Here is a 17,269-nt window from a genome sequence, read left to right on the forward strand (position 1 = left end):
GGTTTCGCGTTTCGCGCATGCCTCCCGCGGACTCAGGCTGGCAACGGCTCCCGCTGCGCCGACTCGGCCAGGAACTCCGCCACCGACAGCGCCGCCGAGGAGATGTCCGGCGCGTGCCGATGGCACAGCACGAACTGACGCCGGGCCCAGGGCTCGGCGATCTCGACCTGGCGAAAAGCCTTGCTGACCGCCAACCACCGGGCCACGCCCTGCGGCACCAGTCCCACGCCAAGCTCGGCCTGGATCATGGCCAGCATAGTGTCGAAGCTGCGGGCTCGCACTCGCACATTGAGCTTGCCGTCGCGGCTGGCCGCCAGCCGCACCAGCAGCATGGACAGCGCCGAGTCCTCGTTCAGCCCCACGAGGTCGCAGAGGAGGATGTCGTCGAAGCCTACCTGCCGGCGGCGCGCGAGCGGATGGCCGCGATGCGTGACCAGCACCAGCCGGTCCTCGCGATAGGGGCGAGTGCGCATGGTCGCCGGGGGCGCGCTGACGCCGGCCTCGTAGATGCCGACCTCGGCCGTTCCCTGCACCAGGGCCTTGATCACGCCGTAGCTGGTGCCCTCCTGCGTCTCGATGTCGATGTCCGGGAACGCCTCCTGATGGGCCCGGATATCCGCCGGCAGGAACTGCAACGCCGCCGACGTACAGGCCGCCACGCGCGCCAGGCCCTTGTGGCCTTGCGCATGGGCCACCGCGTCGTTGTGCATGCGCTCGACCGACTGCATCAGCGCGCGGGCGTGGGCAAGCAGGCCCCTGCCCGCGTCGGTGGGCACCATGCCGTGGGGCCGCCGTTGGAACAAGGCCACGCCGAACTGCGCCTCCAATTCCGCGATGCGGCGCGAGGCGGCGGTCACGGCCAGGCACTGCCGCCCGGCGGCGCGCGAGATGCTGCCGTGCTCGACCGTGGCGATGAAAAGGCGGATGGACGTCAGATCGAAGCGGATGCGGTCCAGGGCGAGGCGCCGGAGCGCGCCGGGCTCGTCCTTTGCGATGTACCGCGCGGCGGACCCGGGTGGGGTGTGCGGAGCTTTGCTCATGGCTGGCTTGTCGATGGGCGGCGATTCCTGTTAGCCTCGCGTGCCGGGACGCGAGCCGCCGGCTCCTGCGAGCCGGGCCCTCAAGCGTACCCGAAAGACTCACCGCCCCCGCCGCCGGCCATCGCGCCGGGCGGCCGCAAGGACCCCACATGCCCGAACTGATCAGCCTGCACCAGTGCTTCGGCGGCCAGCAGCGCTTCTACCGCCACGACTCGTCCACCATCGGCCTGCCGATGCGCTTCTCGGTCTTCATGCCCACGCATGCCGAAGCGGGGCCCGTGCCGGTGCTGTTCTACCTGGCCGGCCTGACCTGCACCGAGGAAACCTTCATGATCAAGGCCGGCGCGCAGCGGTTCGCGCAGCAGCACGGCATCATGCTGGTGACGCCGGACACCAGCCCGCGCGGAGCAGGCCTGCCGGGCGAGACCGACAGCTGGGATTTCGGCGCCGGCGCCGGTTTCTACCTGGACGCGACCCAGGCGCCCTGGAATCGCCATTACCGGATGTACAGCTACATCGTGGACGAGTTGTTCGGGCTGGTGACGTCCGAACTGCCGGGCGATCCGGCGCGCGCCGGCATCTTCGGCCACTCCATGGGCGGCCACGGCGCGCTGGTGCTGGCCCTGCGCAATCCCGGCAAGTTCCGCTCGGTATCGGCATTCGCTCCCATCGCTCATCCGGTCGACTGCCCGTGGGGCCACAAGGCCTTCGGCAACTATCTCGGCCCCGACCGCGAGACCTGGAAGCAATACGACGCCACCGAATTGATGCGTGCCGCGCGGCAACCTTTCCCGGGGGGCATCCTGGTCGACCAGGGGCTGGCGGACCAGTTCCTGGAATCGCAGTTGCGGCCCGAGGCTTTCGAAGCCGCCTGCCAGGAGGCAGGCCAGCCGCTGGAGCTGCGCCGCCACGCGGGGTACGACCACGGCTATTACTTCATCTCGACATTCATGGAGGACCACATGGCCTTCCATGCCAGGGCCCTGGGCGCCTGAGCGCCCGGCCGTCCGGCATGGACGGCCGCCCCGTCCTCAGGACGCGGCCAGGGTGGCCCCTTCCCCGAAGCACAGCAGGAAACGGGTACCCCGGTGCAGTTCGTCGGTGCTGGACGTCACGGTCAGCCGCCATCCCTGGATGTCGCACACCCGCTTGGCAATCGCCAGGCCGAGGCCACGCTGGACGCCGGCCGCGTCCGCGACGGGCATCTGGCTGTCGCGCAGGCGGCCACTGTAGTAGCGCTCGAAGACGAATGGCAGGTCGCTGGCGGGAATGCCGGGGCCGTTGTCCGCGAGGGCCAGGCATTCGCCGGTCCAGCTCGCGGTCAGCGTGGCGGGCGCCGCGTGGTCGATGGCATTGCGCACGAGATTGCGCAGCACGATCAGGAGCCCGTAGCGATCCAGCCTGGGCACGGCGGTCTCGGGAACGTCGTTGGCCAGGACCAGTCCCGCGCGGTGGGCGCGTTCGGCCAGGCCGCTCCAGGCGTCGTCCAGGCAGGCCCTGAGCGAGACCTCGGTGCGCGGTCCGGCCTGGGCGCTGCTGATGGCGCGTGCCGTCTCCAGCGTCGACGCGATCTCGTCCACGGCATTCACGATGCGCGTCAGGCGCAGGCCCGCCTGCGCCGACGGCTCGGCTTCCAGCGCGATCAATTCGGCGTCGGTCCGGATGCTGGTCAGCGGCGTGCGGATCTCGTGGCTGAGGTTGGCCGAGAACTCGCGCTCCTGGGCAATGGACTGGTCCACCTTGTCCTGCATGCGATTGAAGGCTTCGATCAGGCGGCCCGCCTCGTCGCTGCGCACGACTTTCATGCCGGGGCTGCCTGGCGCCCACGACTCGATGCGGTCGGTCACCTCGACCATCGAGCCGACCACCCGGCCGGCCAGCGCCCGGGCGGTCCAGTATCCCAGCAGCGTGCAGGCCAGCCAGAGCCCCAGCAGGATGGCGCCGAACTCGTAGACGCGGTGCTCGTTGTCGGTCGCGTCGTAGCGCAGGTACACCCGCCCTTTCGTCGAATCCGCCACCGCCACGTGCCAGACCTGGCCCTCGGTGTTGAGCTGGTACTGGCCCGGGCCCAGCCGGGCCAGCACGCGCGGCACGTCGCCGTTCGTTCCTACCCAGGCGTGCAGGCTGGGGCCGAGCAGGATGTCGCTCCCGGTCCACACCATTTCGCCGGCCTCGAGGCGATGCACGAGACGCTCGGCCTCGGTCATCACGATCTGGTCGACGATGCGGTCTTCCTGCTGGTCCAGCACCAGATAGGCAACGACGGCCTGCACGCCCACGAACAGGGCGATGGCGAGCGTCAGCGCCCAGATGACCCGCTGCTTGAGCGTGGCGGGGCCGGCCATCAATCGTGCCCCGGCCCGCCGGACAGGCGGTACCCCACGCCGTGCACCGTCTCCAGTCCGTCGAAGCCCGCTTCCGACAAGGCCTTGCGCAGCAGGTGGATCTGGCTGCGCAAGGCGTCCTTTTCCGGCACGTCGCTGCCCCACAGGGCGCTTTCCAGGTCGGCGCGCGACACCACCCGGCCGGGGTCGCGAATCAGCACCTCGACGATGCGGCTCGCCTTGGGCGTCAGCCGCACCGGCCGCTCCGCCACGCGCACTTCGCGGGTACGGGCGTCGTAGGACAGCGCGCCGAAGCGGCGCACCGGATTGGCGACCTGGCCCGAGGCGCGGTTGAGCAAGGCCCGCACGCGCGCCTCGACCTCGGCCAGCGCATAGGGCTTGGTGACGTAGTCGTCGGCGCCATGGGAGAACGCGTCGAGCTTCTGCTGCAGCTCGTCGCGCGCCGTCAGCAGCAGCACGGGAGTGGCCTGGTGCAGTTCGGCGCGCAAGCGGTGCAGCACCGTCACCCCGTCCAGTCCCGGCAGGCCGATGTCGAGCAGGACGGCATCGAAGGCATCGGCCCCGAGCCGGTACAGCGCCGATGGACCGTCGTAGGCGACGTCGACGACGTAGCCCTTGGCCTCGAAATAGGCGCACAGGTTGGCCGAGATCGTCATGTCGTCTTCGACGATGAGCACGCGGGGATGGGGCGTCGTCATGGAAACCGGGGAAGCGCGGGTTTCCAAGTGTAAGCCGCTTTGCCCCGGCCGATGGTAAGGTCGCGGCAAAGCCGCCATCGCAAGGAAGCTTCATCCATGACATCGCTCATCCGCGCATCGCGCCTGCTCTGGCTGGCCTGCGCCGCGTTCGCCACGGCGGCGCAGGCCGCCGCGCCCGATCCGGGCATCGGCGCCAATCCCGAGGCGCAGACCGCCTACCTGCCCAAGCAGGCCGTCATGGGCCGGCGGTTCATGGCGGTCACCGCCCACCCGCTCGCCACCCAGGCCGCCTACCGCGTGCTCGAGCGAGGCGGCAGCGCGGTCGATGCGGCCATCGCCGCGCAGATGATGCTGGGCCTGGTCGAGCCGCAGTCCTCGGGACTGGGAGGCGGCGCCTTCCTGGTCCACTACGACGCCCGCCTGGGCCGGGTCACGGTCTTCGACGGCCGCGAGACGGCACCAGCCGGGGCCACCGCCGACCGCTTCATGCTAGGCGCCCGGCCCATGCGCTTCGCCTTTGCTGTCGACAGCGGCAAGTCGGTCGGCGTCCCCGGCCTGCTGCGCGCGCTGGAACTGGCGCATCGCCGGCATGGCAAGCTGCCCTGGCGGTCGCTGTTCGATGACGCGATCGACCGCGCGCGGCGAGGATTCCCGGTTTCGCAGCGCCTGGCCGCGCTGCTGCGGGATAACGACCGGCTGGCGGCCCAGTCCGCCGCGCGCGCCTATTTCTTCCATGCGGACGGCTCGGCCCCGCGCGAAGGGGAGCAATTGCGCAATCCCGCGCTTGCCCGCACGATGGCGCGCATCGCCCGCGAAGGCGCCGACGCCTTCTACCGCGGACCGCTGGCCCGCGCCATGGTCGAGGCGGTGCGCGCCCACGAACGGCCAGGGGACCTGTCCACCTCGGACCTGGCCCGCTACGAGGCGCGCGAGCGCGAGGCGCTGTGCCGGCCCTACCGCCTCTACGTGATCTGCGGCGCGCCGCCGCCCGGATCAGGCGGACTGGCCGTGCTGCAGATGCTGGCCGTACTGGAGGCCACGCCCATCGCGCGGGCCCAACCCGAGTCGCTGGCCACGGTGCATTATTTTTCCGAAGCGGGGCGGCTGGCCTATGCCGATCGCGACCGCTACGTGGCCGATCCCGATTTCGTGGACGTGCCGGTAGCCGCCCTGCTGGACCCAGCGTACCTGGCCCGGCGCGCGGCGCTGATCTCGGCCGACCGCTCGATGGGCCGGGCCGAGCCGGGCGAACCCGTGCACGGCGCGCTCGCCCGCCATGGCGCCGACGACACGCCCGCGCTGCCCTCGACCACCCACCTGTCCATCGTGGACGCCCAGGGCAACGCCGTCGCCATGACGTCCACGATCGAGCAGGCCTTCGGCAGCAAGATCCTGGTGGGCGGCTTCCTGCTCAACAACGAATTGACGGACTTCGCGCTGTCGCCGCGCGACGACCGCGGCGTGCCGGTGGCGAACCGGGTCGAGCCCGGCAAGCGCCCGCGCAGCACCATGGCGCCCACCATCGTTCTGCGCGCCGGCGGCGAAACCCCGCGGCTGCGGCTGGTGGTGGGCTCGCCCGGCGGCAGCGCCATCGCCAACTACGTGGCCCAGGCGCTGCTGGCCAACCTGACCTGGGGCCTGGACATCCAGAGCGCCATCGACCTGCCCCACTACGGCAGCCGCAACCACGCCACGGAACTGGAAAGAGACTCCAGGCTGGAAAGCCTGGCTCCCGCCCTGCGCGCCATGGGGCACCCGGTGTCGGTCTCGTCCATGCCCAGCGGGCTGCACGGCATCGAGGTCCTGAGCAACGGACTGCTCAGGGCCGGCGCCGATCCGCGGCGCGAAGGCACCGCATCGGGACGCTAGGCGCTCGCCCCAAACCCGGGCACGCGGGGAACCAATTTGGTGAAAATGGCGTCCATTCTGGTCCGGTTGGCGCCGCATGGCTACATCCAGTAGTACATGTATGCCGCCGGAGCCCCCTAGGGGCGGCCATAGCCTCTAGAATCTCCGTTTCAGCATTCCAGGCCACGCCGGACGTCCAAGATCCGTGACTGACTCATCCCTTTCTTCCCCAAGGGTGCGCTCGTTTGCCGCCCGCATGCTTCTCTCGGCCCTGGCATTGTCGGCCGGCCTCCTGGCCGCCGCTCCCGCCAGCGCTTTCGACTTCTTCGATGTCGCCCGCCGCGCCAAGGAACTCGCCGGCGAAAAATACAAGGCGCCCACGAGCCAGCTTCCCAAGGAACTGCGCGACCTCAAGTACGCCGAATACCAGCAGATCCAGCCCAAGCGCGACAAGTATCTGTGGGCCGACGGCCGCACCGCGTTCCAGATCGCCTTCCATCACCAGGGCATGGCCTTCGACCTGCCGGTCAAGATCAACGAGATCGATGCCGAAGGCGTCCGCGAGATCAAATACGATCCCGCCGACTTCGATTTCGGCCCCCGCCAGGTCGATGCCAAGCTGCTGCGCGGCCTGGGTTTCGCCGGCTTCCGCGTCCTCTATCCGCTGAACGATCCCGCCAAGCGCGACGATGAACTCGCGTCCTTCCTGGGTGCCAGCTACTTCCGCGTGGTCGGCAAGGGCCAGGTCTATGGCGTATCGGCCCGCGGCCTGGCCATCGACACCGCCGTGCCCTCGGGCGAGGAGTTCCCCCGCTTCCGGGAGTTCTGGATCGCGCGGCCCGCCAACAGCGACAAGCACATCGTGATCTATGCGCTGCTGGACTCGCCCCGCGCCACCGGCGCCTACCGGTTCACCATCACCCCGGGCGAGGACAGCCTGGTCGAAGTCCGTTCGCGCGTCTACCTGCGTGCCCCGGTCGCCAAGCTGGGCATCGCCAGCATGGCCAGCATGTATCTATATGGCGCGGCGCAGCCTTCCGGCACCGCCAACTACCGGCCGGAACTGCACGACTCCGACGGCCTGGCCTTTCACGCCGGCAATGGCGAATGGCTCTGGCGTCCGCTGAACAATCCCCGCCGCCTGGCCAACAGTTCGTTCATGGTCGAGAATCCGCGCGGCTTCGGCTTGCAGCAGCGGGCGCGGGATTTCCGCCAGTACGAGGACCTGGACGACCGCTACGACCTGCGACCCACGCTCTGGGTCGAGCCCACGGGCAACTGGGGCAAGGGCCGGGTGGAACTGGTCGAGATCCCGACCGCGGACGAAACCAACGACAACATCGTCGCGTTCTGGGTGCCCGAGCACCAGCCCAAGCCCGGCACGGCGCTGGAAATGAACTACACCCTGCGCTGGACGCGCAACGAGGCGGGGCTGCAGGACCCCAAGCTGGCCCGCGTGCTGCAGACCCGGCGCTCGGTGGGCGAGACGCGCGGCACCGACCTGATCCGCCGACCCGACGGCAGCACCGCATTCCTGATCGACTTCTCGGCCCCGGCTCCGGCCAAGCCCAAGGATCCTCCGCTGCCTGTTTCCCTGAACTTCTCCACCGGCGGCAATGCCGACGTGCTCGAGAACAGCCTGCGCCGCAATCCGGTCACCGGCGGCTGGCGCGTCACGCTGAGGATCAAGGTCAAGGATCCGACCAAGCCGGTGGAGATGCGGGCGGGCCTGGTCAACGGGCAGAACGCCGTTTCCGAGACCTGGAGCTACCAGTTGCCAGGCTATGAAACGGGTGAGTGATTCCATGTCCGCAGCGATCGACGAAGACGCCCTGCGCGCGGGCGAGGCCGACGCCCAGGAGCGCACCCTGCTCGAGGCCTACGGTCCCGAACTGGACGAATACGGTGTCGTCCGCCGCGACGAAGCCGGACGCGTGTGCATACAGACCGCGCCACCCATCAAGCGCTCGTCCATGGTGCCCGAACCCTGGGTCACCAATCCCTTTGTGCGCGGCTGGCGCCGCGTGCAGGGCCGGATGCACAAGACGCGCGCCGAGCGGCTCGCCCGCCCGCCCGAGCCGCGCTGGAAGATCGCCGGCAGGCTGCGCCGGCTGACCCTGCTGGTGGCCGTGGTGGCGCAGACCGCCGTTGCCACCTGGTACATGAAGGCGGTCCTGCCCTACCAGGGCGGACAGATCCTGGAAGTCGCGATCCTGCTGCTGTTCGCGCTGCTGTTCTGCTGGGTCTCGGCCGGTTTCTGGACCGCGCTGATGGGTTTCCTCCAGTTGCTGATGGGGCGCGACCGCTACAGCATCTCGGCCACCGTGGCCGAAGGCGTGCCCATATCCGCCGGCACCCGTACCGCCCTGGTCATGCCCATCTGCAACGAAGACGTGGGCCGGGTATTCGCGGGGCTGCGCGCGACCTACGAATCGGTCGCGCGGGCCGGCGTCCTGGACAAGTTCGACTTCTTCATCCTGAGCGACAGCTACAAGCCGGACAACTGCGTGCAGGAACAGCGCGCCTGGGTCGAGCTGTGCAAGACGGTCGAGGGTTTCGGCCGTATCCATTACCGGCGGCGCCGGCGGCGCGTCAAGCGCAAGAGCGGCAACATCGACGATTTCTGCCGGCGCTGGGGCGGCGAGTACGACTACATGGTGGTACTGGACGCCGACAGCGTGATGAGCGGCGAATGCCTCAAGCGCCTGGTCGTGCTGATGGACGCCAATCCCGAGGCCGGCATCATCCAGAGCGCCCCGCGCGCCTCGGGCATGGACAGCCTGTACGCGCGCGTGCAGCAGTTCGCCACCCGGGTCTACGGTCCGCTCTTCACGGCCGGCCTGCATTTCTGGCAGCTGGGCGAGTCCCACTACTGGGGCCACAACGCCATCATCCGCCTGGAGCCCTTCATCCAGCACTGTGCGCTGGCGCCGCTGCCCGGCAAGGGCAGCTTCGCCGGCGCCATCCTGTCGCACGACTTCGTCGAGGCCGCGCTGATGCGGCGCGCCGGCTGGGGCGTCTGGATCGCCTACGACCTGCCTGGCAGCTACGAGGAACTGCCGCCCAACCTGCTGGATGAACTGCAGCGCGACCAGCGCTGGTGCCAGGGCAACCTGATGAACTTCCGGCTGTTCCTGATCAAGGGCCTGCACCCCGTACACCGCGCCGTATTCCTGACCGGCGTCATGTCCTACCTGTCGGCGCCGCTGTGGTTCCTGTTCCTGGCGCTGTCCACCGCGCTGCTGGCGGTCCACACGCTGACCGAGCCGCAGTATTTCGTCACGCCGCACCAGTTGTTCCCGATCTGGCCGCAGTGGCATCCGGAGGAGGCCATCGCGCTGTTCTCGACCACGGCGGTGCTGCTCTTCCTGCCCAAGATACTGAGCGTGCTGCTGGTCTGGGTGAAAGGCGCGCAGGGCTACGCGGGTTCGGGCAAGCTTTTGTGGTCCATGCTGCTGGAGGTCTTGTTCTCCATGCTGCTGGCGCCGATCCGCATGCTGTTCCATACCCGCTTCGTGGTGGCGGCGTTCCTGGGCTGGAAGGTGCAATGGAAATCGCCGGCCCGCGCCAACAACGAGACGCCCTGGCGCGAAGCCTTCCGGCGCCACGGCCTGCAGACGCTGCTGGGCGTGTGCTGGGGCCTGCTGGTCGCCTGGCTGAATCCGAACTTCCTGTGGTGGATGATCCCCATCCTGGCTTCGCTGCTGCTGGCCATCCCGCTGTCGGTGATGTCCAGCCGCGTCAGCCTGGGGCAAGGCGCCTTCGAAGACGGGTTGTTCTGCATACCCGAGGAAACGTCTCCGCCGCGCGAGCTCCATGACACCGCGCGCTACAACGAGGAAAACCAGGCCCGTCCCGCGCCCGGATTCATGGATGCGCTGACGGACCCCGCCGCCAACGCGCTGGCGCGCGCCTTCGCCACCGGCCGCCACCTGCCCGGCCACCCGCTGATCGAGGCGGCGCGCGCGCGGCTGGTCGACGAGGTACTGGAAAAGCATCCCGAACACCTGCCGGATCCCACGCGCATGCGATTGCTGGACGACCCCGAAGTCCTGGCCCGCGTGCACCGGGCGCTGGCCCGGCCGGCGGCCCAGGTCCGCGCGGCCTGACCCCCTTTCCCAGGACGCTGCCATGCAAGACGGAAAACGAAAGACGACGACGCGGCGACTGCTGGGCGCCTGCCTGGCGGCCCTCGTGGCCCTTGGCGGAGCCAGCGCCGCGATGGCACAGACCGCGGCCGACATGGACGCGCGGCTCGATACGCTATTCGGCGAACATGCGCCCTATCGCGGGTTCTTCGACAAGCTGAAACAGGCCGTCGCAACCGCGGACAAGGCGGCGGTCGCCGCGATGGTCGACTACCCTTTCCGGACCCGCGTGGAAGGCAAGGCCGTGACGATACGCGATGCGGGCCACTTCATCACGGACTACGACAGCATCGTCACGCCCAAGGTCAAGGATGCCGTCTCGCGGCAGGCCTACCCTGAGCTCTTCGCCAACTGGCAGGGGATCTCCATCGGTTCGGGCGAAATCTGGTTCGGCGGCGTCGGCAAGCGCAACGACGTGAAGATCACGGCCATCAATCACTGAGGCACAAGGGCCGGCCCGATCCCGCGCCTACTCGCCGCCGGCTTCGCTCGACCCCGGCAGGCCTTTCCGCCCACGGGCTTCGCGCCTGAGTTCCTTCGGCGTCACGGCCCGCAGCCTGCGCATGACCGCCGTCATGTGGCTGTGGCTGGAAAACCCGGCGGACCGGGCGACCTCCGCCAGCGGCAGCGACGTCGTGGTGACCAGGCGCTCGGCCCGCTCCAGCCGGACGCGCAGGAGATATTGGTGCGGCGGCTGGCCGGTCATCTGCCGGAAAGCCCGCAGGAAATGGCTGGGAGACAGGCCCGCCACCCGGGCCAGCACCTCGACGGACATGTCTTCCGCCACGTGAGCCTGGATATGGTCATGTACCCTGCGCCAGGCGGCTGGGGCCATGCCCCCCGCCGGCCTGGCCCGGCCGCGCCCGGCCAGCGATGAATGATGCCTCAGCAGGGAAGTCGCGAACAGCGTGGACAGGGCATCCAGGCAGAGCGGATTGGATGTTTCGCCGCGCTCCAGTTCCGCCTTGAGCATCTTCGCCAGCGGCATCATCCTCGCGTCCACGGTGCCCAGGGGCGGCGGATGCAGCTCGAAATCGGTCCGGCCGAACTCGAGGCCCGCCAGCCGCGCAAGATGTCTGGGCTCCAGGGCGACCAGCAGGTTTTCCTTGTCGACCAGCCACCGCGCGGAAAAGTCCGAGCCGGTCGGAATGATTTCCAGCGCTCCCGAAGGAGCAAGGCCGGCGACCCGGCGATCACTGTTGAGCGAGACCTGGCGCCCCGGCTGCGGGGTGAACAGGACCAGCGCCATGTGCGACAGCGGGCGCAGGAAGATCTCGTTCGGGCCGACGCGGGTACGGGTAGCAGCGACTCCACCCGACTCGTACTTCGGCCCCCAATGGTCCGGAATGTCGCCAAGCAAGACCGCCATCTCCCACCCCTTGTCGCCGCCCCGCCGATCGCCCTGTCAAAAACTCATCATTCTCGTACATTCCGACTATTTTCCATCCCATTTTAACGAAGCATCAGGTAAGTGGTTGCTACCATTTCTGCCGATGGAGAAACGCGGTTCTCCAGGACATGCCGATATTCGTGGCGGCAACTAGAGAGAAAGAAAATGACGATGCGATTTCACACGGCTCGCAAGGCCGCCTGCTTGCTTGCCCTTGTCGCCCTGGGGGGATGCGCCGCCCTGGACAGGATGGAGCGCGAGAACTTCCAGCGCGCGTGCGACAACCTGGGCATCGCGCGCGGCACGCCGGCCTACGACCAGTGCATGCTGCAGCAGCAGGCGATGGAGAACGCGAACACCCAGAAAATGCTCGACCGACAGACGGAACGAGAGGCACTGAAGCACCGCCACTGACACCGACGGATCCGGGACCGGCCATGAGTGCGGCCTTGCGCTACGCTTATCGACGCAATGTCCTGACGCTCAAGGCCGCGGGCGAGGATATCGTCTTCCCCGGGCGCATCGTCCAGGTCGTCGCGTTCGAGCGGTCGCTGGCGGTGCTGGTCGAGCCCGACCGGCGGCACGGCGGCGAGAACGTGTATGGCATCGGACTCGACGGAACGATTCTGTGGCAGATCCCGCGGCTATCGTATCCGTCGCAGGCCGGCCCTTATGTCGGCATGGCACCGCGCGGCGATGACCTCGCGGCCTGGAACGCGCAGGGGACGACCCTGATCCTGCGGCCGGTCACCGGCAGGCTGCGGGACGTACAGGCATCCGCTCCGGCCGCTGCCGAGCGGCCGCGGCTGCCCGGCGCCGCGTTCGCGCGCGAGCGCGGCGCCGGCAGGCTTTCCTGAACGCAGACGCGCCAGGCCGGACACGGCGTGATCAAACAGGCAGGTCGATGTCCAGCATCAGGTAGGACAGGGACTTGCCGTGCGCGTCGCGCGCCAGCGAGATCGTCACGCCACCGCCCAGAGCCCCTTCGATGACGAAGTTCAGCGCGCGCAGGCGCGGCAGCTCGTAGCGCGTGACCGGCCCGCTGGCCAGGTGCGCATAGGCGCGCATGACGCGCTCCTCGGTCAGTTCCCGGCGCAGGATGTCCCAGGCTGCCTGGTCGTAGGCGATGACCGAGACGTTCGAGGTGTTTCCCTTGTCGCCGGCGCGCGAATGAGCCAGTTCGTGGACCTTGGTGCTCACGGGACGCTACTCCTGTTCTGTTCGTTCACGGCCGCTCCTCGATGACGACCTCGGGATGGACCAGATGGCGCGGCAGCAGCAGCGAACGCACACCGATGACCTCGCGCAGCGCCTCCAGCGTGCCGCCGCCGCCCGCCGGACCGTTGACGTTGAGCGTGCGCATCTCGAACCCCACCGCCTGCGCGGCCTTCCTGTCCGGGCTGCGCGCCGCCACGCGCAGCCGCACCTCGTAGGGCTCGGGCCGCCCCGCGCCCATGCCGTGCAGGCTGCTCATGCCGATGTAGTCCACCCGGATCTCCGGATACGAGAACCCCCGCAGCTTCAAGCGCTCGCGCACGATCTGCTCGGACAGACGGGCCCGGGCCACCGCGTTGGGGCCGGCATAGCCGACTTCGCCTTCGCCTATCCAGCCATCGTGGTAGCCCACCACGACCTTGTAGGTATCGGTGCGCGGGGCCGCGCGCGTGCCGCGAAAGCCCACGCGGTCGGGACCCAGTTGCTCGAACTCGGCCTCGGTGATGTCCAGCACGCAGTCCGGCGTGATGTAGCGCGCCGGATCGTGGATCTCGTACAGCGCCTGCTCGGTGCATGTCGCCACGTCCAGGCGGCCGCCCGAGCCGGCGACCTTGCCGAGCCGGACCGAGCCGTCGGCATCGACGTCGGCATAAGGAAAGCCGATGCGCGCCATGTCCGGCACGTCCTTCTTCCCCGGGTCGGCAAAACAGCCTCCGGTCAATTGCGCCGCGCACTCCAGCAAGTGGCCGGTGAAGGTGCCGGCCGCCAGGCGGGGATAGTCGTCGTAGGACCACCCCAGTCCATGCAGCATGCAGCCCACGAACATCGACGGATCGGCCACGCGCCCCGTCACCACGATCTGCGCGTCCCGGGCCAATGCCTCGCGGACGATGTCCGCGCCCAGGTAGGCGTTGGCCGCGGCCATGCGTGGCAGCAGCGACTCCACCGGCTCGCCGGTGTCGAGCAGCCGGAGCTCGGGATGCGCGCGCACGATCTCGGTCACGTCGTCGCCCACCACGGCTGCCACCACCGGCGGCGGCAGCCCCAGCGACAGCGCGTCGCGCCGGATGACGCGCGCCGCCCCCAGCGGATTGGCCGCGCCCATGTTGGTGACGATGCGGATGCCCGCCTGCATGCAAGCGGGCAGGACCATGCGCAGGCGGTCCCGCATGTAGGGCGTGTAGCCGGTCTCGGGATCCTTGATCCGCGACAGCGTCTCGCGCGCGATGGTCCGTTCGGCCAGGCACTCGAAGACGAGGTAGTCCAGCTCGCCGCGCTCGGCCAGCTCCAGCGCCGGCTCGAACCGGTCGTCGGAAAATCCCGCACCGGCGCCGATGCGCACGCGCGTCTTGGTCATGGGGTCACTCCGGCTGTATGTTGGCCGCGCGGATGATGCGGGCCCATTTGTCCGACTCCGCCGCCTGGAAGGCGGCCAGCTCGGCCGGCGAGCTGGTGGAGACCTCGGTACCCGTCTTGGCCATCAACTGCGCCATCTCGGGAGAACGCACGGCGTCGATCAACAGCTTGTTGAGCGTGGCCGTGACTTCCCGGGACGCGCCGCGCGGCAGATAGGCGGCGGTCCAGTACGACATCTCGTAGCCCTTGAGGCCGGCCTCGTCCAGCGTCGGCACCTCGGGCAGCATGGACAGGCGAACCGGGCTGGTCGCGGCCAGGGCGCGCAGCTTGCCGCCCTGCACCAGCGTGATCGCCGAGGTCGTGTCGACGAACACCACGTCGATCTGCCCGCCCATGAGATCGTTCAGCGCCTGCGGATTGCTCTTGTAGGGCACGTGGGTCAGTTCGACGTTGGCCATCTGCTTGAACAATTCGCCCGCTACCTGGCTGGACGAACTGCCGCTGCCGAAGTTGAGCTTGCCTGGCTGCTTGCGCGCGAGCGCGATGAAGTCGGCCACGTTGCGCGCCGGGAAGTCGGCGCGCACCACCATGATCTGGTAGCCCTTGCGCAGCAGCGCGACCGGGGTGTAGTCCTTGACCGGGTCGTAGGGCAGGTGCTTGAACAGATGCTGGTTGGCCGCGTGCGTGGTATTGGTCGTCAGCAGCATGGTGTAGCCATCGGGCTGCGCCGTGGCGACCGCCTGGGCCGCGATGAAGCCATTGGCGCCGGGCTTGTTCTCCACCACGACGGTGACGTTGGCCGCCGCGGTCATGGCCTGGCCCAGCACCCTGGCCACCTGGTCGGTGCCGCTGCCGGCCGCGAACGGCACCACCATGCGTATCGGCTGCGAAGGATAGGACTGGGCCGAAGCAGGACCGGCCACCAGCAGGCATGCAAGCACGGCAAAGGGAATCAGGCGGGTGTTCATGGCGTCTCCGGGGTTTTTCGGGCCAGTGTAGGGAGGCGGCCATGATATGAGAAGTGCATTTATCATATTGATTTAATGCATTTTCATCATTTATCAGGCCGCATGCGATCGACCCTGACCGTGCATGAACTGGAAGCCTTCCTGGCCGTGGCCGAGCTGCGCAATTTCCGCCTGGCCGCCGAACGCGTCCATGTCTCCCAGCCGGCGCTGAGCCGGTCCGTCCAGTCCGCCGAACACAAGCTCGACGCCCGCCTGTTCGACCGCAACACGCGACGCGTGGAGCTGACCCGCGAGGGCGAGGAACTGCTGCCCATCGCCCGCCGTATCGTGGGCGAATTCCATGACTCGCTCAGTGACCTGTCCGAATTCGTGGCCGGGCGCCGGGGCCGCATCGCCATCGCCTGCCTGCCTTCCGCCGCCGCCGCGCTGCTGCCCCGGGCCATGTCGGTGTTCCAGGCGACGCATCCGCGCGTCACGATCGCGCTCGAACCCGTATCGGCGGAATTCGTGCGGACGCGGGTCCTGGACGGCAGCGCGGACTTCGCCATTTCGGTGGCGCCGCCGCGGCAGGACGGCCTGGCGTTCGAGCCGCTGATCAGCGACGAATTCGTCTGCGTGTGCAGCCGCGGCGATCCCCTGGCTTCACGCCGGCGGGTGTCGTGGTCGGTGCTGGCGGAAAGGCCGCTGGTCGCCAGCGGGCCGGCCAGCAGCATCCGCCAGATCGCCGACCGGGTCATGGCGCAATGCGGCCTGGCCGTCCAGGCGCGCTATGAATGCGCCAACATTTCGGTCGTGGGGGCGATGGTGGCGGCCGGGCTGGGAATCGCCGCCATTCCGCGGCTGGCGCTCCGGCTGATCGACATGTCGGCGCTGGCCGCCATCCCGCTGGCCAGCCCCGGCGTCTCGCGCGAGATGGGCATCCTGACGCGGAGCGGCCGGTCGCTGCCGGCCGCCGCGGGCAGCTTTCTGGAAGTACTGCGCCGGCAGGTCTGAATCCGGATCAGGCTGCGGCGGCCGGCGCGGCGGGGCTGGCCCGGGCCCGGCTACCCGCCTCCCAGAAACCCAGCCCCACCGCCAGCAGCAAGGCGTGGGTCCAGGCCAGGCCCGCCGCGCTGCCGAACACCATCGGCGCAACCAGCCCCGAGACCAGCGCGAACAGCGCCATCTGGATGAAGCCCTGCATCGAGGCCGCGAGCCCCCGCATCTCGGGGAAGATGCTGAGCGCGATCACCGTCATGCTGGGCGAGGCCAGCGACAGGCCGAAGGTATAGAACAGGAAGGGCAGCACGGCATACGGCACGGCAGCCGTGAACAGGCTCGTATAGATCACGGACAGCACGACGCCGAACCCCATGACCAGGAATCCCAGCCGGACCATGCGCTCGGCCGGGATGCGGTGCGCGTAGCGGCTCGCCATGGCCGAGCCCAGCATCAGGCCGCCGACCATGGGCACGAACAGCCAGCCGAACGCGGTCTCGGGCAGGTGCAGGATGTCCATGATGTAGGCCGCGGCCGAGCCCACGTACAAGGGCAGTCCACAGAACGCCAGGCCTATCCCCACGGACATCAGCACGAACCGGGGGCTGGTCACCGAGCGCCGGTAGTTGGCGGCGATGCTGCGCAGGTCGAACGGCGTGCGCCCGGCCGGCGGCAAGGTCTCGTGCAGCACCTGCCGGCTGACCACCCACAGGCCGGCGCCGAACAGGGCCAGCGCCCAGAACACCGAACGCCAGCCGAGCGTGGCCTGCAGCCAGCCGCCCAGGACCGGCGCCAGCGCGGGCGCCACGCCGAACACCATGGTGATCATGGCCATCATCCGCTGCGCCTCGCCGCCCTGGAACCTGTCCTGCACCATGGCGCGCGCGATGACCATGCCGGCGCCGGCGCACAGGCCCTGCAGCACCCGCACCGCGACCAGCATGCCTATGCTGGTGGACAGCGCGGCCAGGATCGAGGTCAGCGTGAACAGCACCAGCGACACCAGCATCACCGGGCGCCGGCCGAACGAATCCGACAAGGTGCCGTAGAACAGGGTCATGACGCTCATGCCGGCGATGTACAGGCTGAGGGTCTGCTGCACGGCCAGCGGCGACGCCTCGAAGGTGACGCCGATCGCGTGGAACGACGGCAAATAGGCATCGATGCCCAGCGGTCCGACCATGGTCAGCAGCGCCAGCACGATGGTCAAGGCATGTTTGGGCATGGGGGACCTATCGGAATGGCCGCCTATTCTACCTGTTTCACGCGGACCGGATACGGGT

The 17,269-nt window shown here is 68.9% G+C and carries 16 protein-coding genes; 8 read left to right on the forward strand and 8 right to left on the reverse strand.

Annotated features, from left to right (window positions below; genetic code table 11):
* Window positions 1-32: 32 nt before the first annotated feature.
* On the reverse strand, window positions 33-1,040 hold the full coding sequence (locus tag R4823_RS22435; RefSeq protein WP_087839755.1) for a LysR family transcriptional regulator: 1,008 nt from the start codon (window positions 1,038-1,040) through the stop codon (window positions 33-35).
* Window positions 1,041-1,189: 149 nt separating this feature from the next.
* On the opposite strand from R4823_RS22435, the gene fghA reads away from it, so the two are divergent.
* Complete coding sequence (fghA, locus tag R4823_RS22440; RefSeq protein ID WP_338616129.1) at window positions 1,190-2,035, forward strand: S-formylglutathione hydrolase; 846 nt, start codon at window positions 1,190-1,192, stop codon at window positions 2,033-2,035.
* A gap of 36 nt (window positions 2,036-2,071) precedes the next feature.
* Here fghA and R4823_RS22445 read toward each other — a convergent pair whose 3' ends face one another.
* A complete protein-coding gene (locus R4823_RS22445) occupies window positions 2,072-3,385 on the reverse strand; it encodes a HAMP domain-containing sensor histidine kinase (protein ID WP_087839757.1) in 1,314 nt (437 codons plus the stop codon).
* Window positions 3,385-4,083, reverse strand: a complete 699-nt coding sequence (locus tag R4823_RS22450) for a response regulator transcription factor (protein WP_338616131.1) — start codon at window positions 4,081-4,083, stop codon at window positions 3,385-3,387. Before R4823_RS22450 ends, R4823_RS22445 begins: the two co-directional genes overlap by 1 nt.
* 96 nt (window positions 4,084-4,179) lie before the next feature.
* On the opposite strand from R4823_RS22450, the gene ggt reads away from it, so the two are divergent.
* The 4 genes from ggt (at window position 4,180) to R4823_RS22470 (ending at window position 10,521) form a co-directional block, all read left to right on the forward strand.
* Window positions 4,180-5,952, forward strand: coding sequence for a gamma-glutamyltransferase (ggt, locus tag R4823_RS22455; protein ID WP_338616132.1), 1,773 nt, complete (start codon window positions 4,180-4,182; stop codon window positions 5,950-5,952).
* A gap of 235 nt (window positions 5,953-6,187) precedes the next feature.
* Entirely contained in the window at window positions 6,188-7,732 is a 1,545-nt protein-coding gene (locus R4823_RS22460) for a glucan biosynthesis protein G (RefSeq protein ID WP_338616133.1), read from the forward strand.
* Window positions 7,733-7,736: 4 nt separating this feature from the next.
* A complete protein-coding gene (gene mdoH / locus R4823_RS22465; RefSeq protein WP_338616134.1) occupies window positions 7,737-10,040 on the forward strand; it encodes a glucans biosynthesis glucosyltransferase MdoH in 2,304 nt (767 codons plus the stop codon).
* Between the two features lie 22 nt (window positions 10,041-10,062).
* Entirely contained in the window at window positions 10,063-10,521 is a 459-nt protein-coding gene (locus R4823_RS22470; RefSeq protein ID WP_338616135.1) for a hypothetical protein, read from the forward strand.
* Window positions 10,522-10,548: 27 nt separating this feature from the next.
* On the opposite strand, the gene R4823_RS22475 is transcribed toward R4823_RS22470, so the two are convergent.
* Entirely contained in the window at window positions 10,549-11,448 is a 900-nt protein-coding gene (locus R4823_RS22475) for an AraC family transcriptional regulator (RefSeq protein ID WP_338616136.1), read from the reverse strand.
* A 192-nt stretch (window positions 11,449-11,640) separates the two neighbouring features.
* Between R4823_RS22475 and R4823_RS22480 the strand changes: the two genes are divergently transcribed.
* Together R4823_RS22480 and R4823_RS22485 are read left to right on the forward strand one after the other, a co-directional pair.
* Complete coding sequence (locus tag R4823_RS22480) at window positions 11,641-11,883, forward strand: hypothetical protein (RefSeq protein WP_338616137.1); 243 nt, start codon at window positions 11,641-11,643, stop codon at window positions 11,881-11,883.
* Window positions 11,884-11,906: 23 nt separating this feature from the next.
* The gene (locus R4823_RS22485) at window positions 11,907-12,326 is read left to right on the forward strand and encodes a hypothetical protein (RefSeq protein ID WP_338616138.1); all 420 of its coding nucleotides are present in this window, start codon (window positions 11,907-11,909) and stop codon (window positions 12,324-12,326) included.
* Window positions 12,327-12,357: 31 nt separating this feature from the next.
* Here R4823_RS22485 and R4823_RS22490 read toward each other — a convergent pair whose 3' ends face one another.
* From R4823_RS22490 to R4823_RS22500, 3 genes are read right to left on the reverse strand one after another with little or no spacing between them, the layout of a single operon-like run.
* Window positions 12,358-12,669, reverse strand: coding sequence for a hypothetical protein (locus R4823_RS22490; RefSeq protein WP_087839766.1), 312 nt, complete (start codon window positions 12,667-12,669; stop codon window positions 12,358-12,360).
* A 25-nt stretch (window positions 12,670-12,694) separates the two neighbouring features.
* A complete protein-coding gene (locus R4823_RS22495) occupies window positions 12,695-14,041 on the reverse strand; it encodes an acyclic terpene utilization AtuA family protein (RefSeq protein WP_338616139.1) in 1,347 nt (448 codons plus the stop codon).
* A gap of 4 nt (window positions 14,042-14,045) precedes the next feature.
* The gene (locus tag R4823_RS22500; protein ID WP_087839768.1) at window positions 14,046-15,008 is read right to left on the reverse strand and encodes a tripartite tricarboxylate transporter substrate binding protein; all 963 of its coding nucleotides are present in this window, start codon (window positions 15,006-15,008) and stop codon (window positions 14,046-14,048) included.
* Between the two features lie 102 nt (window positions 15,009-15,110).
* Between R4823_RS22500 and R4823_RS22505 the strand changes: the two genes are divergently transcribed.
* Window positions 15,111-16,001 carry a LysR family transcriptional regulator gene (locus R4823_RS22505; protein WP_087839769.1) on the forward strand — a complete coding sequence of 297 codons (891 nt, stop codon included), beginning with the start codon at window positions 15,111-15,113 and terminating at the stop codon, window positions 15,999-16,001.
* Window positions 16,002-16,008: 7 nt separating this feature from the next.
* On the opposite strand, the gene R4823_RS22510 is transcribed toward R4823_RS22505, so the two are convergent.
* Window positions 16,009-17,211 carry a multidrug effflux MFS transporter gene (locus R4823_RS22510; protein ID WP_087839770.1) on the reverse strand — a complete coding sequence of 401 codons (1,203 nt, stop codon included), beginning with the start codon at window positions 17,209-17,211 and terminating at the stop codon, window positions 16,009-16,011.
* Window positions 17,212-17,269: the final 58 nt, after the last annotated feature.

Source organism: Pigmentiphaga sp. CHJ604 (genome assembly GCF_036972535.1).
GTDB lineage: Bacteria > Pseudomonadota > Gammaproteobacteria > Burkholderiales > Burkholderiaceae_B > Pigmentiphaga > Pigmentiphaga daeguensis.

Coding starts and splice junctions, on each gene's coding strand:
- R4823_RS22435 (WP_087839755.1), bottom strand. CDS start 1,040: ATGAGCAAAGCTCCGCACACCCCACCCGGGTCCGCCGCGCGGTACATC.
- fghA (WP_338616129.1), top strand. CDS start 1,190: ATGCCCGAACTGATCAGCCTGCACCAGTGCTTCGGCGGCCAGCAGCGC.
- R4823_RS22445 (WP_087839757.1), bottom strand. CDS start 3,385: ATGGCCGGCCCCGCCACGCTCAAGCAGCGGGTCATCTGGGCGCTGACG.
- R4823_RS22450 (WP_338616131.1), bottom strand. CDS start 4,083: ATGACGACGCCCCATCCCCGCGTGCTCATCGTCGAAGACGACATGACG.
- ggt (WP_338616132.1), top strand. CDS start 4,180: ATGACATCGCTCATCCGCGCATCGCGCCTGCTCTGGCTGGCCTGCGCC.
- R4823_RS22460 (WP_338616133.1), top strand. CDS start 6,188: ATGCTTCTCTCGGCCCTGGCATTGTCGGCCGGCCTCCTGGCCGCCGCT.
- mdoH (WP_338616134.1), top strand. CDS start 7,737: ATGTCCGCAGCGATCGACGAAGACGCCCTGCGCGCGGGCGAGGCCGAC.
- R4823_RS22470 (WP_338616135.1), top strand. CDS start 10,063: ATGCAAGACGGAAAACGAAAGACGACGACGCGGCGACTGCTGGGCGCC.
- R4823_RS22475 (WP_338616136.1), bottom strand. CDS start 11,448: ATGGCGGTCTTGCTTGGCGACATTCCGGACCATTGGGGGCCGAAGTAC.
- R4823_RS22480 (WP_338616137.1), top strand. CDS start 11,641: ATGCGATTTCACACGGCTCGCAAGGCCGCCTGCTTGCTTGCCCTTGTC.
- R4823_RS22485 (WP_338616138.1), top strand. CDS start 11,907: ATGAGTGCGGCCTTGCGCTACGCTTATCGACGCAATGTCCTGACGCTC.
- R4823_RS22495 (WP_338616139.1), bottom strand. CDS start 14,041: ATGACCAAGACGCGCGTGCGCATCGGCGCCGGTGCGGGATTTTCCGAC.
- R4823_RS22500 (WP_087839768.1), bottom strand. CDS start 15,008: ATGAACACCCGCCTGATTCCCTTTGCCGTGCTTGCATGCCTGCTGGTG.
- R4823_RS22505 (WP_087839769.1), top strand. CDS start 15,111: ATGCGATCGACCCTGACCGTGCATGAACTGGAAGCCTTCCTGGCCGTG.
- R4823_RS22510 (WP_087839770.1), bottom strand. CDS start 17,211: ATGCCCAAACATGCCTTGACCATCGTGCTGGCGCTGCTGACCATGGTC.